16 protein-coding genes are annotated in these 13,567 nt (G+C 67.6%); 9 read left to right on the top strand and 7 right to left on the bottom strand.

The window, feature by feature from the left end:
• Positions 1-248 precede the first annotated feature (248 nt).
• Positions 249-1,064, top strand: coding sequence for a helix-turn-helix transcriptional regulator (locus NKJ07_RS03665; RefSeq protein WP_318569240.1), 816 nt, complete (start codon positions 249-251; stop codon positions 1,062-1,064).
• A gap of 46 nt (positions 1,065-1,110) precedes the next feature.
• On the opposite strand, the gene NKJ07_RS03670 is transcribed toward NKJ07_RS03665, so the two are convergent.
• Complete coding sequence (locus tag NKJ07_RS03670) at positions 1,111-1,236, bottom strand: hypothetical protein (protein WP_318569241.1); 126 nt, start codon at positions 1,234-1,236, stop codon at positions 1,111-1,113.
• Between the two features lie 195 nt (positions 1,237-1,431).
• Here NKJ07_RS03670 and NKJ07_RS03675 point away from each other — a divergent pair, with 195 nt between their 5' ends.
• The 3 genes from NKJ07_RS03675 (at position 1,432) to NKJ07_RS03685 (ending at position 3,496) form a co-directional block, all read left to right on the top strand.
• The gene (locus NKJ07_RS03675; protein ID WP_318569242.1) at positions 1,432-2,469 is read left to right on the top strand and encodes an Mrp/NBP35 family ATP-binding protein; all 1,038 of its coding nucleotides are present in this window, start codon (positions 1,432-1,434) and stop codon (positions 2,467-2,469) included.
• Entirely contained in the window at positions 2,469-2,738 is a 270-nt protein-coding gene (locus NKJ07_RS03680) for a DUF7976 family protein (RefSeq protein WP_425504784.1), read from the top strand. The genes NKJ07_RS03675 and NKJ07_RS03680 overlap by 1 nt, the downstream gene beginning before the upstream one ends.
• Positions 2,739-2,860: 122 nt before the next feature.
• A complete protein-coding gene (locus tag NKJ07_RS03685; RefSeq protein WP_318569243.1) occupies positions 2,861-3,496 on the top strand; it encodes a uracil-DNA glycosylase in 636 nt (211 codons plus the stop codon).
• Between the two features lie 9 nt (positions 3,497-3,505).
• On the opposite strand, the gene NKJ07_RS03690 is transcribed toward NKJ07_RS03685, so the two are convergent.
• On the bottom strand, positions 3,506-3,700 hold the full coding sequence (locus tag NKJ07_RS03690) for a hypothetical protein (RefSeq protein WP_318569244.1): 195 nt from the start codon (positions 3,698-3,700) through the stop codon (positions 3,506-3,508).
• A gap of 113 nt (positions 3,701-3,813) precedes the next feature.
• Here NKJ07_RS03690 and NKJ07_RS03695 point away from each other — a divergent pair, with 113 nt between their 5' ends.
• The 3 genes from NKJ07_RS03695 to NKJ07_RS03705 all read left to right on the top strand — a co-directional run bounded on the left by NKJ07_RS03695 (position 3,814) and on the right by NKJ07_RS03705 (position 5,403).
• Complete coding sequence (locus NKJ07_RS03695) at positions 3,814-4,539, top strand: hypothetical protein (protein ID WP_318569245.1); 726 nt, start codon at positions 3,814-3,816, stop codon at positions 4,537-4,539.
• 191 nt (positions 4,540-4,730) lie between these two features.
• Entirely contained in the window at positions 4,731-5,054 is a 324-nt protein-coding gene (locus NKJ07_RS03700; RefSeq protein WP_318569246.1) for a hypothetical protein, read from the top strand.
• Positions 5,055-5,085: 31 nt separating this feature from the next.
• On the top strand, positions 5,086-5,403 hold the full coding sequence (locus NKJ07_RS03705) for a DUF5785 family protein (RefSeq protein ID WP_318569247.1): 318 nt from the start codon (positions 5,086-5,088) through the stop codon (positions 5,401-5,403).
• Here NKJ07_RS03705 and udk read toward each other — a convergent pair.
• Positions 5,400-6,083, bottom strand: coding sequence for a uridine kinase (udk, locus tag NKJ07_RS03710; protein WP_318569248.1), 684 nt, complete (start codon positions 6,081-6,083; stop codon positions 5,400-5,402). The genes NKJ07_RS03705 and udk overlap by 4 nt on opposite strands.
• A gap of 246 nt (positions 6,084-6,329) precedes the next feature.
• On the opposite strand from udk, the gene NKJ07_RS03715 reads away from it, so the two are divergent.
• On the top strand, positions 6,330-7,724 hold the full coding sequence (locus NKJ07_RS03715; protein ID WP_318569249.1) for an ABC transporter substrate-binding protein: 1,395 nt from the start codon (positions 6,330-6,332) through the stop codon (positions 7,722-7,724).
• 107 nt (positions 7,725-7,831) lie between these two features.
• Here the strand turns inward: NKJ07_RS03715 and NKJ07_RS03720 are convergent, their stop codons facing one another.
• From NKJ07_RS03720 to rqcH, 4 genes are all read right to left on the bottom strand, one after another.
• Positions 7,832-8,902, bottom strand: coding sequence for an mRNA surveillance protein pelota (locus NKJ07_RS03720; protein WP_318569250.1), 1,071 nt, complete (start codon positions 8,900-8,902; stop codon positions 7,832-7,834).
• Positions 8,903-8,956: 54 nt separating this feature from the next.
• The gene (locus tag NKJ07_RS03725; protein WP_318569251.1) at positions 8,957-9,658 is read right to left on the bottom strand and encodes a DUF4013 domain-containing protein; all 702 of its coding nucleotides are present in this window, start codon (positions 9,656-9,658) and stop codon (positions 8,957-8,959) included.
• A 204-nt stretch (positions 9,659-9,862) separates the two neighbouring features.
• Complete coding sequence (locus NKJ07_RS03730; RefSeq protein WP_318569252.1) at positions 9,863-10,570, bottom strand: DUF4013 domain-containing protein; 708 nt, start codon at positions 10,568-10,570, stop codon at positions 9,863-9,865.
• Between the two features lie 168 nt (positions 10,571-10,738).
• Positions 10,739-12,844 carry a ribosome rescue protein RqcH gene (gene rqcH, locus NKJ07_RS03735; RefSeq protein ID WP_318569253.1) on the bottom strand — a complete coding sequence of 702 codons (2,106 nt, stop codon included), beginning with the start codon at positions 12,842-12,844 and terminating at the stop codon, positions 10,739-10,741.
• 161 nt (positions 12,845-13,005) lie between these two features.
• Here rqcH and NKJ07_RS03740 point away from each other — a divergent pair, with 161 nt between their 5' ends.
• Positions 13,006-13,476: a GNAT family N-acetyltransferase gene (locus NKJ07_RS03740; RefSeq protein ID WP_318569254.1), complete on the top strand. Its 471-nt coding sequence runs from the start codon at positions 13,006-13,008 to the stop codon at positions 13,474-13,476.
• Positions 13,477-13,567: the final 91 nt, after the last annotated feature.

A 13,567-nucleotide genomic window follows, 5' to 3' on the forward strand; every position in this document is an offset into this window, starting at 1 on the left:
GGTCTCGTAACTTCTTCTGGTTACTTCTTTTGGGTGTACGTAGCCGTTCGTAATATCTTTTGTGACATAATGCCGGCCCTCGGACGGACGACGGTCGACGGTCCTCGATGTCGAGCCTTCGCCCGGCCGCGAGACGAACGCGCCGAACAGAAGCCGTTCCACGGGCCGAAACGAGCGCGATATCCTGAGTGTGCTCGGCGGTGACGCGTTACTGGGCTGGTTATGTAATATCGTCGCCACTCTGTGTTATGAGCACGGCACTGGACGACATCCGGTTTCTCGCCGATTCGAGCCATCGACTCGTCGCGATGGAGGCGCTGGCCGATGCGCCGTGCTCGCGGGCCGATATCCGAACGGTGACCGGGGCGTCCGCGGCGACGGTCGGACGGCTCCTGAGTGACTTCGAACGCCGCGGGTGGGTCACAGAGGAGGAGCGACGGTACGCTTTGACGCCGCTCGGACGGTTCGTCTCGCGGGAGTTCACCACGCTCCACGCTAGGGTGACGGTCGCGCGCGACCTCCAGCCGTTGCTGGCGAGCCTCCCCTTCGACACGGTGGGGTTCGACCTCGAGCGCCTCGCTGGGGCGTCGGTAGCCCGTTCGACGCCGGACGACCCGCTTGCGATGGCGTCGCGGATCAGGGAGTACGAACTCGAGTCCGAGCACTCGACGAGCCTCACGGACTTCTTCCCCGAACCGTGTCTCGATGCTCGTCACGAGGCCGTCGTGAACGGGACACAGACGTTCGAGGTCGTCTTCACTCCCCCGGTACTGGAGGCGGTGATGGCGTTTCGCTCCGCCGAGAAGTTCGTCGAAATGGTCACCGCAGACCGTTGCTCCGCCTTCGTCTCCGATGGCGACGTTACCCCTCCGATATGTCTCAACGATGGACTCGCCTGCCTCATCGTCCGAGACGAACGGAACACCTCTATCGCGATCATCGAAACCGACGACGAACACGTCGTCCGGTGGATGCAGGAGCGGTTCGAGACACACAGAGCGGACGCCACGCCCGTCACGGCTGCCTACTTAGCGACGCTGCGGACGGACACGCCCGCTCGGTGAACGCCGTGCCGTCTCTTCGACTCCAAAAAACCGCTCTCCCTCGCCGTCACTCCTCGCCGAGTGCTCGTTGGTGAGCGAGGCGGACGACGGCCTGCCACGGGAGCACGCCCGTGGGGTGTTCAGCTTCGTCGTTCGATTCGGACTCCGGTCGTGGCACGTTTTTCGTTGCCATATCTTGCTCAACGACCGACGCGGACATCACGATTCTTGGTGTCAGGTTTTTCACCTGCGGTCGTGTTTTCACCTGCCGTTCGTCCGTGCGCGTAGTGACAGGGCCTGTCCGTTCGCGACGGTCGGACCGACGCTCACAGTTCATCACGGTCACCCCTTCACAACCCTTATTCGCCGGACGCGACGAGATGAGGGTATGGACAACGCGGACGTACGAGAGCTCCTCCGAGCGGTCGAGGACCCTGCCCTCGGTGACGACGTCGTCTCGCTCGGCCTGGTCAACGCCGTTGAGGTCGAGGGCGACCGGGTTCGGGTATCGCTCGCGCTCGGCGCGCCGTACTCCCCACAGGAGTCCGCCGTCGCGCGGCGGGTGCGAGAGGTACTGGGTGACGCGGGTCTCGACGCGGACCTGACGGCGAAACTGCCCGCTCGGGCGGCCGAAGAGCAGGTGCTCCCGGGTGTGAAGAACGTCATCGCTGTCGCCTCGGGCAAGGGCGGCGTCGGCAAGTCGACGATCGCGGTCAACCTCGCCGCCGGCCTCTCGAAGCTCGGCGCGCGGGTGGGACTGTTCGACGCCGACGTGTACGGGCCGAACGTCCCCCGGATGGTCGACGCCGACGAACACCCACAGGCCACGCCGGAGGAGACGATCGTCCCGCCCGAGAAGTTCGGGATGAAGCTGATGAGCATGGCCTTCCTCGTCGGCGAGGACGACCCCGTCATCTGGCGCGGCCCGATGGTCCACAAGGTCCTGACTCAACTCGTCGAGGACGTCGAGTGGGGCGCGCTCGACTACATGATCCTCGACCTCCCGCCGGGGACGGGCGACACCCAACTGACGATCCTCCAGACGCTCCCGCTCTCGGGGGCGGTCATCGTCACGACGCCGCAGGACGTGGCGCTCGACGACGCCCGGAAGGGCCTGCGGATGTTCGGCAAACACGACACCAACGTGCTGGGGATCGTCGAGAACATGGCCGGGTTCCGGTGTCCCGACTGCGGGAGCCGCCACGACCTCTTCGGGTCGGGTGGGGGCCGCGCGTTCGCCGACGAGAACGAACTGCCATTCCTGGGGTCGATCCCGCTGGACCCCGCCGTCAGAACGGGCGGCGACACCGGCGAACCGATGGTTCTGGAGGAGGGCAGCGAGACGGCCGACGCGCTCCGGGTGATGACCGAGAACGTCGCCAACAACGTCGGGACTGTCCACCGCCGGCGAGTCTCTCGTTCGTGATGACGGCCGACGGCGGTGGCGGACACGTGGGTGACACCGATCGGGTCGACGACTCCGAGGGGTTCGCCCCCGACCCCGACCGGGTGCGCCTCCTCCGGGAGACCGCCGACGACCTCCGCGGCGACTCCTCGGCGAGCCAGCAGCTCGCCGCGGTCCTCTACCGCGTGAGCGACCTCTACGACGACGGCGAGGAGACGACGCCCGAGGAGATCTACCGCACCGTCCGGTTCATCATGCAGGTAAACCGACGCGGCGGGTTGGACCGATAGGGACCGCCGAGAGCCGATCGGAGCCGGCTGCGGCCTCCGCTCCGCCATCTCGTTCCGCGACACGGCGGCGACGACACCCGACGAACCCGGAGGGTTTTGCCGCTCGGAACCGACAGCCGACTGTGGACGCACACCAAGACCGCCTCCGGAACCCGTTCAACATGGACGAGCAGTGTACGAACTGCGACGCGCTCCCCGAGACGCGCACACAGGTCGTCCACGGCTACGGCGACGTCGGGGGGGAGTTCCTCGTCGTCGGAGACGCACCAACGCAGGCCGCCGACCGGACCGGGGTTCCGTTCACCGGTGACGCCGCGGGCGAGCGGCTCCAGGGCGTCCTCGGCGACCTGGGCTTCTCGCGGTCGCCGCCCGATTCGACCGAACCCGACCTCCAGAACGTCTTTCTCACCTACCTGGCGCGCTGTCACCACCCCGAGCGTCCCCCGACCGACGGCGAGGTGGCGAACTGCGATCCGTTCCTCACGGCCGAGATCAGGATGATCAACCCCCACATCATCGTCCCCATCGGGGGACGGGTGCTCGAAGCCCTCGCCACCGAGTACACCACACGCGCACCCGAGAGCTTCGACGTGGCGGCGGCCCACGCCACGACCATCCGCGGGCGCGGCTTCGAACTGGTGCCGATGCTCCCGCTCGACGAGCAGACCGACGCCGACACCGAGGCGTTCGTCGACCACGTCCGCGAGAACGTCCTGGGGAGGGACTACCGCCAGACGAAGGGTCGCCGCGGGCGGTAGCTCGGGCGGTCACCAGTAGGGAGTGTCCGACCGGCCCGCCCAGCGGAGCCCCGCGACCACGCCACCGAGCAGGAGACCGGCCACGAAGGCGACGACGAGCGCCGCGGCCACGTCGAGCGTGCCGACGAGCACGACGAGTCCGCCGACGCCGAGACCGACGACGGCCACGGCCGCGAGCAGGGCGAGGCGACGAACGAACTTCATACCACCACTGGAACGGGGAGCGACAAAACGAGTCGGGTGACCGTGCCGTCGGCCGTGTCGACGTCCGGCACCGAAGCGGCGCGTTCAAGGCGCCGCCGCCGTACGTCATTCACATGACCGTCGTTGCCGTACTCTGTGATCCGCCCCGACCGGGTCTCGTCCTCCCCGCTCTCGTCGAAGAGGGTCCGCTCTCCGGTGCAGAGGCCGCCGACCTGTACGCCGCGATGCTGAAAGACACCTTCCTCGCGGTCGACCGCTCCGGCGGCGACCTCCTCGTCAACTACCGCCCGGAGGAGCTCCTGCCCGACGAACACCGAAACGCGGGGGACGTCACGGCGGAGGCGGCGGTGCGCGCGCTCGCCGCCGACGCGCTCGACGACCTCGACGACGTGCGGTTCGAGGTGCAGGTCGGCTCGTCGTACGCCGCCCGGGCGGGCAACACCGCCACCCACCTCCTGCGCGAGGAGGGCGTCGACTCCGTGGCGGTCGTCCGCGGGACGGCTCCGTTCTTGACGCGGACGGCCGTCGACTCCGCGGCGATGAAGCTTCGGTCGACGCCCGTCGTCCTCGGGCCCGCACCGACCGGCCGGGTGTTCTACGCCGCGTTCACCGAGCCGATCGACTTCACGGACGCCTTCGCCGCGCCCGAAGTGTCGACGCTCGCCGCCCGGGGGGACGCGGCCGGGCTCGAAGTCGACTTCCTCCCGATGCAACCCGTGCTCCGGACGGCCGCGGACCTCGACACGATCCTCCCGCTCCTCGCAGCGCGCCGTGACGCCGGCCGCATCGTCCCGAAGTGGACGGCCCCGCTCGTGGCCGAACTGGGGCTGCTCGACTGAGGCGCGCGAACGCGGCGTCGGGTGGGATGTTCTATTCAGTACCCGTCTCGGTTCATGCGTCGAGCCGGCCGGGCCGACACGTACCGGGTCGAGGCGCACAACCGCGCCGGCTCCTCGGGTACCGGCGGGTTCGACGTCTCGGAGCGGCTGACGTTCGACTTCCGTCTCACCCGAACCGATCGCACCCCTCGGTGGACGGGACGGCGCTCGATCTCCGCGCTGCGCATCTGGGGTCGGTGGCCCACGCGGTCACCGACTCGCTCGGTGGGCGGCCACACGTCGCCCGCGTCACGGTCGAGGGAACGGTCGCGGCGGCGGGAGAGGAGTGCCCGTTCGGGTCGGCGGTCGTCTCGATCCACGCGACGCTCCTGGTCGAAAGCGGTGCGGACGACGCGTCGATCGACCGGTGGCGACGGACGTTGCGCGACCACGAGACCACACAGCGGGCGGTCCCGACGGACGTGTCGCTGTCCGTCTCGGTCGCTCGCGTCTCCCGATCGCGACCGACAGCGTAACGGCTTTGAGTCGGCCACCCAACCGTCGAGTATGGACTGGCCACACGATCCCGACGGGGAGCAGGGTAGCGAGGGCCGACGCAAGTACGGCCACGCGGTCGTCGCCAAGAAAGTCGACGAGGACGAGGACTTCCCGCTCTCGCGGGACGCGTTCGTCGCCGAGTACGGCGACGACCCGATCCGGATCGACTCCGAGCGAGTCGTCTCGCTCCGCGAGGTGTTCGAGGGGGTCGACGAGGAGGAGTTCGCCGATTTCGTGGAGTTTCACCAGGCGCTCGGACGGGCGATGCGGGAGAACGACCTCTGGTTCTACGAGGGTGCCGACGCGTTCGTCCGCGACCGCGCCTAGGCGTCGTCGAATTCGGCGTCGAGTTCGACCTCGACCGAGTCCCGTTCCCACGTCCGGGCTGCGTCGCCGGTCACTTCGGCGCGAACCTTCTCCTCGAGGAGTTTCACGGCGACGCTGTTCGCCCCCTCGGGGATAATGAGGTCCGCGTTCCGCTTCGTGGGCTCGATGAACTGTTCGTGCATCGGCTTCACCGTCGAGAGGTACTGCTCGATGACGCCTTCGAGGTCGCGCCCACGCTCGATGACGTCGCGCTGAATCCGCCGGAGGATCCGGACGTCGGCGTCGGTCTCGACGTACAGGCGGAGATCCATCATCTCGTTGATCGCCTCGTCGTACAGCGCGAGGATCCCTTCGAGGATGACGACGTCGGTCGGATCGACCCGTTTTCGCTCGGCTTTGCGGTTGTGCCTCGTGAAGTCGTACTGGGGCATCTCGACCGGTTGCCCCTCGAGGAGGCTGCTCATCTGCGTCTGGAGCAGGTCCCACTCGAACGCCGACGGATGGTCGTAGTTCCGACTCTTCCGCGCTTCGAAGTCGAGGTGGCTCAGGTCGTGATAGTAGTTGTCGATCGGGATCCGCGTGACCGACTCGCCGACGTTCTCCGTGACGAGTCGGGCGACCGTCGTCTTCCCGGCGCCAGTCCCTCCCGCGATGCCGATGACGAACGACGGGATACCCATCCGGCTAGTCCGGGACGGGAACCGGTTTCAACGTGTTGGTTTCGCTCCCATCGACCGTGTGACCGTGGGCCGCCGATCAGCGGTTCCGGCGACCACCGCCGGTCGGCCGGAGGTGGGCCGTCGGAGCCCAAACCCCGTCGAAACGTTCGCCAACTACAGAAATTTATCGTGGCGATTTCGTTCACGAAACATGTGAGTTTCGTTCACAAAGGTAGATTTATACGACGGTGTACCCATCGACGGATTATGGTACGTGATATCGACCGACGTAAGTTCCTGAAGGGAGCCGGTGTCGCCGGTGTCGCCGGACTCGCCGGCTGCATCGGTGGTGGCGACGGCGGGTCGGGTGGGGGCTCGGAGGCGACCGAGACGGAATCGAGTGACGGCTCCGAGACGGAATCCGGTGGGAGCACCGGTGGCGGCGGGATGAGCGGCCCAGACGGGCTCGTCGTCATCGGATACCCCGAGTCGGGGATTCAGCTGTTCCGTGACTACTACAGCCAGACCGACGGGAGCCAGTCGATCCTGATCCCCGACGGGCTCCGCGACGGCGCACTGCCCGCACAGGTCGGCAACCCGATGGAGAACGTCACGGGGACGGCGCCGGCGGCTGGCGGGCCGAACCAGGACGCGTTCAACGAACTCTTCCAGGAGGAGTACGGCTCCGCGCCCGGCGTCTTCACCTCCCAGTCGTTCGACTCCGCGGCCATCGGTATCCTCGCCAACGCTGCCGCCGGCGAGAACAGCGGGCCGGCGGTCAAGGACCAGATGCGTCGCATCGCCAACCCGGGCGGGATGGAGGTCGGTCCCCAGAACCTCGTCGAGGGCGTCGAGGCCGCCGCCAACGGCGAGGACGTCAACTACCAGGGGGCGTCTTCGGCGACCAACTTCGACCAGAACGGCGACCCCGCGTCCGCGGCGTACGACATCTGGGAGTTCGACGGCGTCGACTCGCAGTCGACGACGGCCGTCGAGACGCAGTCGTTCTCCGGCGAGAACCCCGACGGAGCCGGTCCGTCCGCCGACAGTGGCCCCGGCGGAAGCGACCGTGAGATCTCGCTCGGGATCCTCCTCCCGGAGACGGGCGACCTCGCCTCGACCGGCCAGCCGATGATCCAGGCGGCGCAGATCCCCGGCATTCTGGTCAACGAGGCCAACCCCGCCGGGCTCTCGGTGAACGCACAGATCGAGGACACTCAGACCTCGCCCAGCGCCGGCGTCGCCGCCGGTCAGTCGCTGGCGAGCGCGGGTGTGCCGTTCATCTGCGGCACCGCCTCCTCGGGCGTGAACGTCCCGATGTCTCAGCAGGTGGCGATCCCCAACGAGATCGTCGGCTGCTCGCCGTCGTCGACGGCGCTGTCGGTGACGAACCTCGAAGACAACGACTTCATCTTCCGGACGGCACCGTCCGACCAGCTCCAGGGCCGCGTCATGGCGCAGGTCATGTCCGAGCGGCTCGGTGCCTCTACGGTGTCGACGCTGTACGTCAACAACGACTACGGCCAGCAGCTCTCCGAGCGGTTCACCAGCGTCTTCGAGGACAGTTTCGACGGCGAAGTCATGACGCAGGTGGCGTTCAACATCGGCGAGTCGTCGTACTCGTCGGTCATCGAGTCGGCGCTCTCGGGCGGCAGCAACTGAGCCGTCGACGCAACGACTCGACGTCAGGCCCTCTACCTTCCCGTATTTTCCCCACCACCGGCGGGTCCGGCTGTCTCACTCGGGCTGTTCGTCCTTCCCGGCGACGACTACTGCAGGCGGTACCGCAGCAGCGCTGCGATGCCGCCGAGGTTCTTCAGCTGCTGGCCGGGGGCGAACTCCGCGGAGAACACGGTTACCTCGCCGCCTTTCTGTTCCGTCGTCTCGATCACCTCGTTCGCGTCGACGTCCCACTCGCCCGCCCCCTGGCGCTCGTCTCTCAGCCTCGAATCGAGGACGAGCAGGTGCTCGACGGCACCGAACTCGGCGGCTTCGGCGACCTCCTCGACGCCGTAGGCGACTTTCGTCCCCGCTGCGATGCCGTCCATGAGTTCGTCGATGAGCCGCGACTCCTCGGCGATGCGGGTCTCCTTCTGGACGTCGTCGATCGCGCCGCGCTTGAGCACCTCGTGGACGCCGCGGTCGCCGACGCCGGCGGTATCGACCGTCTTCACGATCTTTTCCGCCGCGTCGAGGAACTCGCTTGCGATGTAATCACGAGCGTCGTTCTTCGTAAAGCCCGGCCCCGCGAGGACGACGGCGTCGACGTCGAGGTGCGACAGCGCCGACCCGACCTCGTCGAAGAGTTCCGTCCGCGGGCGGGCGTACTCGCCTTTCCCCGTGGGCCTGGTGAAGGAGGCGTACTCCTCGGTGCCGTACTGGGCGACGGTGTGGATGTACGCCTCGCCCTCTTCGACGGTGACGATGGCGACGTCGGGGTTCTCGCTCGCCTGTTCGGCCTCCTCCAGCCGATCGGTCTGGTCCGGCTTCCAGTGTTTCTCGACCGTGATCTCCGACCGTTCCTCGACGTTCAGCGTGTGGTGGTGGCCGAGCTGGTCCTCGCGGGAGCAGCCGACGATCTCGCCGCCCACGCGGAGCCGGTTGGCGAAGCGGGCGAACTCGACGTCCTCGACCGAAAGCGTGAGGTGGAGGTGTTCGCGTTCGCCACCCGTATCGCGGAGGTTCTCCTCGTTGCGCTGGATGCGCCGGGTGGTGTCACCCTCGACGAGATCGCCCGGTTCGAGCACGTACGAGAGGTGCCAGAGGTCGTCGACGTTCTCGGGAACGAGCGTCACCCGCTCGCGTCCCTCCTCGCCGCGACCCCGGCTTACGATGCGCATGTCGGCTCTCGGCGGGCGGGCGTTACGTGTCTTGTCATTCCGGCCGACCGACGATCAGGGTTCGCTCCACCGCTTCTTCGACAGCCCCGCGGCGAACCCCCGTCCGACGAGGTAGTAGGAGGCGACCTGGACGTAAAAGAGCACGAAGATTCCGACGACGACGACGGTCAGCACCGAGCCGACGAGTCCGCCGGTGATCCCGACGACGATCGCGAGCAGCCACGCGACGGCGTAGTCGCTCGTGAACGCCCCCGCGAGGACGGTCCGGACGTCGAACGCCGCACGCAGTCGCCCTTCGATGGCGAAGTTCGCGAGTGCTGCGGGGAGGATGTACGTGACGACGAGCAAGAACAGCCCGACGGCGGCGAGGAAGGCGACGAAGACGAGGGGTCCCGGTCCGACGACGGTCGGTGCCGGCGGGGGGCTCCCCGCACCCGCCTCGGCAATCATCGGATCGCTGGGGATGAACACGAGGATCGCTCCGAGCACGATCGCAAGCGGGACGAGCACGAACAACCCGTACACGAAGTTCACGACGGTCAGCTTCAGCCCGTCGACGAACAGGGTGCCCCACTGCGTGAACGAGGGGGGCGTGCGCTCCCGACGCGCGGCGTGGTCGAGCACCCGAACGAGGTAGCCCTGGACGACGAACGCCGGGAGAACCAACACGCCGAGAAGAGTCAAAACCCCGCCGACGAGGAGCGTCGACAGCCAGTCATCGCCTCGACGGGGAAACGACAGAGCATCGAAGAGCATCACCCGGTCGGTGACCGGGCGCGGAGTTAGTTCTTGTGACTATTCTTGCACCACCGCCGCAGTCGCCCGGTTTCGGGACCGAGCGCCCGACTCCGAACGTCAGCGCGAGGGTCCTCGAGAGAACACAGAGTCGGCCCGCTGGTGCGGGACGGACATCGATCCGTCGGGAAATCGATCCCGTCGGGATACCGATCGCCCGGTCGTTCAGACGGCCGGCTGTTCGCCGGGCATCTCGTCTTCCTCGTGCAGTTCGACGGGGTTGAGATCCGTCCAGGTGTGGCCGATGACGTAAAACGCCGCGACGGCGGCGTAGAACGTCACGAAGACGCCGACGATCGTCCCGACGATCGGGACGATGCTCAGCACGGACGTGACGAGCCCCGCGGCGAGGAGCATCGCGAACGCGCTCAACCACCCTATCGCGTACGTTCTGGTCGTGATGGCCGCACGGATCTCGCCGAAGGCGAAGCCGGCCATGAGGTCGTCCTTCTCGACGTAGTTCGCGAGCGCCGCGGGGGCGATGTACGCCGCAACGAGCCCGAGGGCGAACGCCACGAGGAAGCCGACAACGGCGACGAGGCCGCCGATCGCGCCCGCGACCCCGGAGTCACCGGCGACCGCACCGCCGATGCCGATGAACGCGATGGTCGCCCCGAGCAGGCCCGGGACGAGACCGTACACGAGGTAGATGGCGAACGCCTTCAGCCCGTCGACGATCATGGTCCCCCAGTCGTCGAACACCGGCGGTTCGTCGCCCCCGCGCATCGTCCCCCGGAGGACGCGAACGTAGTAGCCGAACACCGCAAACAGCGGGACGAGGAGGAAGCCGAACAGCGTCAGGACGCCGCCGAGCAGAACCGTCTTTATCCAGTCGTCGCTGCTGCGCAGGTATCTGAGTGATTCTTCAATCATAGTGATTCACCGAGCGTGCCGCCACACGGGCACGACACGTGTCGGCGTGGCCTGCACTTGCTCTGCGTTCTACACGCGACCGGAGGTAATATCTATGGTGCTCGTTCCGTCGGATAAACGGAACGTTATTTTCTGTCAACACCACCCGACTCCACCGGAGACGAACGCTCAGTCCGCGGCGTCACGCAGTTCGCTCCCGCCGGGCGGGAGGAACTCCTGGATCAGATCAGGACTGGCCACCTTCCGGAGGAACGACTGGTCGGTGAAGCGTGTCTTGAACTCCCGGTAACACATCTTCGCCGCGTCGTTCTGCGCGTACCGGCCGGGTTCGAGGTGGATCGCGGTCTCGACGCGCGGATCGATCGCCGACGACGGACCGCCGAGCACGCGTGTCTCCCCCTCGCACTGGACGCCGACGGCGACGCGTGCCTCGACGTCGCGGAAGTAGGTGCGGTCGCCGCGGATGGCGAACCCACCTTTCTCCAGGTACTCGCCGCTCTCGGGCGTCTTCGACACCTGATCGGGCGTCACCATGTACGCGTCCCCCGCGTGGCGGCCGTCCTTCCACACCGACGAGTACGCGACGGCGAACTGCGCGGCCTCTTCGAGCGTCGATTCGGGGAACTCGACGGGGTTCGACGGCTCCGACGGCCGCGACGCCTTGAGCACCGTTACCGGCCCGCCGTGCGCCTGCGCGTGGAAGAAGCGATCGTGCTTCGAGAGGTACTTCTTGACGAGGTCCTCGTTCTGGTCGGCGTTCCGCCCCCCGACGACGAGGTAGCCGTCCGAGGTCTCGAACCACCGGAAGCGTTCGTACCAGTGGCCGGGCTTGCGGATCGGAATCGACCGCCGCGAGAGCCAATCGACGTCCACGGGTTCCTCGTCCTCGTCCTCTTCGTCACCGTCGTCGGCCTCCCACGCCTCCTTGCGTGCTCTCACCGCGGCCAGTTCCTCGCGGGTGTCCTCGATCGCCGCCAGCGCCCCCTCCTTCTTCGACTCGATCCGCTTCGCCTCCGTGTAGAGGCGGTCGGCGTTCTTCTCGACCCCCATCGAGACGTCGACCGTCACCCGGCTGTCGTCGAGGTCGATCGTGACGGTTCCCGCCGCCGAGTCGACGCCGACGACCGCCTCCGCGGCGGGGATCCCCTGGTCCGCGCCCGCCGCGAGTTTCGACTCGATCTCCGACCACGGGATCCCCTCCGCGCGCGCGTCGCGGACGGTCGAGAGCACCTCATCGACGATGTCGTAGTTCGCGTACAGCGCCTCGGCCTTCTCCCGCTCCGCGCGGGCCTGCTCCTCGAACCCCTCGATCGCGCCCTTTTGCTGTTCGATGATCCGTTGCTGTTTGGCGATCTCCGCCTCGAAGTCAGGTCGGTCGTCCCCCGTTTCGGGCTCCTCGTCGGCGAGTTCCAGCCGGTAGAAGTACTCGTCGAGCGCCTCGTTGAACGTCCCGTACGCCTCCTCGTTCAGGTTCTCGCGCTCACGCTCACGGAGGGGGAACGGCGTCGCGTCGACCACGCGGTCGCCGTCGAGATACACCCGCGGGTCGAAGTCGCCCGACTTCAACTGCGAGGCGAGTTCGGCGATGGCGTCGTGGATCGCGCGGTAGTCGCTCTCGTCCGCGTCGGCGATGTCGAGCGTCTTCTCGACGCCCGCCCGCGTGCAGAGCTCCTCGGCGTACAACCCGCCGAGGTTCAACTGGGTCGCCAGCGTCCGTACCACGTCGGTGTCGGAGTCGGCCATCTGCCGGCGGAAGGTGTCGAAGCCGACGGTGAGGGGATTCAGCCGCGAGGAGGGGAACTCGTACTGCGCGCCCGGGGCGACGGTCCGGGACTTCAGGCGGACGGTCTCGAGGCTGCGCACCACCTCGTCGGTCCCGTCAAGGACGGCGATGTTCCCCTGTCCGAACAGTTCCGCGACGATCTTCGTCCGCTCGTCGCCGCGCTCGAACTCGAAGACGAGGATGCGGTCGAACTCGAACTGCTCGACGCCACGGAAGTCCGCGTTGGCGATGCGGTTCCGGAGCATCATCGCGAAGTTCGGCGGGCGGCCAGGCGCGTCGGGGACGTGTTCGGGCGCGGCGACGTGCGCGCGTTTCACGTCGCCGACCTCCACGATGAGTTCGACCCGGCCGCGGTCGAAGTCGCGCATGCGGAGGCGCAGGAGGTCGTCGCCGTAGAGGTAGGCCTTGTCGACTTTCGCCCCCTCGTACCGGGTGAGTTCGGTGACGAGCGCTGCGAGGTCGACGCTCGAAAGCTCCTGCTTGGGCTCCATACCGTCCTCGTATCAGCGGGTGCCGAAAAGGGGTGTCGCTTCCGATCGGTCCTCGGCCGCCTCACGGCCGGCCGAGAACCGACCGAGCGGACGGCTCGACTTGTCACCGCCGATTCGACGACGAGCGTGAGGCTCTTCGTCCTCCCGATCGACATCCGAACGTGACACGATCGGTCCGACGGGTCGAAACGGAGGCGGAACTGGAAGACGCTCTCGCCGTCCGCCGGGCGGTGTTCGTCGACGAGCAGGACGTCCCCCCGGCGCTGGAGGTCGACGCATACGACGACCTCGGCGCGGCGACCCACTTCCTCGCAGTCGACGGCGATACCGCGGTCGGCGCGGCGCGGCTCAGGCCGGTCGACGCCGGGACCGACGGGGCGGACGATCACGCGACGCCGGCGCGGGCGAAGATCGAACGCGTCGCGGTCCTCGCCGACCGTCGCGACGAGGGCTGGGGCGCTCGCCTGATGGACGCTGTTGAGGCGGAGGCCCGGAGGGCGGGGTTCGAGACGCTCGTGCTCCACGCCCAGACTCCCGTCGAGGGCTTCTACGCCGATCGTGGCTACCGATCCGTCGGCGAGGAGTTTGAGGAGGCCGGGATCCCACACGTCGAGATGGTCCGCAACTGCTGAGTCGTTCCCCGGTCGAACCGGCGACCCCTCTCCGTTCCGCCGACTGATGCCTCGAGGCGTAGCCTTACCGCAGAACTCCGGGGAGATACAC

The sequence above is a fragment of the Salinigranum marinum genome (assembly GCF_024228675.1).
Lineage (GTDB): Archaea > Halobacteriota > Halobacteria > Halobacteriales > Haloferacaceae > Salinigranum > Salinigranum marinum.

Excerpts from the sequence above, each read along its gene's own strand:
- NKJ07_RS03670 (WP_318569241.1), bottom strand. The coding sequence starts at position 1,236 with ATGGCAACGAAAAACGTGCCACGACCGGAGTCCGAATCGAACGACGAA.
- NKJ07_RS03720 (WP_318569250.1), bottom strand. The coding sequence starts at position 8,902 with ATGCGCATCGTAAGCCGGGGTCGCGGCGAGGAGGGACGCGAGCGGGTG.
- NKJ07_RS03665 (WP_318569240.1), top strand. The coding sequence starts at position 249 with ATGAGCACGGCACTGGACGACATCCGGTTTCTCGCCGATTCGAGCCAT.
- NKJ07_RS03695 (WP_318569245.1), top strand. The coding sequence starts at position 3,814 with ATGACCGTCGTTGCCGTACTCTGTGATCCGCCCCGACCGGGTCTCGTC.
- NKJ07_RS03690 (WP_318569244.1), bottom strand. The coding sequence starts at position 3,700 with ATGAAGTTCGTTCGTCGCCTCGCCCTGCTCGCGGCCGTGGCCGTCGTC.
- NKJ07_RS03675 (WP_318569242.1), top strand. The coding sequence starts at position 1,432 with ATGGACAACGCGGACGTACGAGAGCTCCTCCGAGCGGTCGAGGACCCT.
- NKJ07_RS03680 (WP_425504784.1), top strand. The coding sequence starts at position 2,469 with ATGACGGCCGACGGCGGTGGCGGACACGTGGGTGACACCGATCGGGTC.
- NKJ07_RS03705 (WP_318569247.1), top strand. The coding sequence starts at position 5,086 with ATGGACTGGCCACACGATCCCGACGGGGAGCAGGGTAGCGAGGGCCGA.
- NKJ07_RS03715 (WP_318569249.1), top strand. The coding sequence starts at position 6,330 with ATGGTACGTGATATCGACCGACGTAAGTTCCTGAAGGGAGCCGGTGTC.
- rqcH (WP_318569253.1), bottom strand. The coding sequence starts at position 12,844 with ATGGAGCCCAAGCAGGAGCTTTCGAGCGTCGACCTCGCAGCGCTCGTC.
- NKJ07_RS03730 (WP_318569252.1), bottom strand. The coding sequence starts at position 10,570 with ATGATTGAAGAATCACTCAGATACCTGCGCAGCAGCGACGACTGGATA.
- NKJ07_RS03725 (WP_318569251.1), bottom strand. The coding sequence starts at position 9,658 with ATGCTCTTCGATGCTCTGTCGTTTCCCCGTCGAGGCGATGACTGGCTG.
- udk (WP_318569248.1), bottom strand. The coding sequence starts at position 6,083 with ATGGGTATCCCGTCGTTCGTCATCGGCATCGCGGGAGGGACTGGCGCC.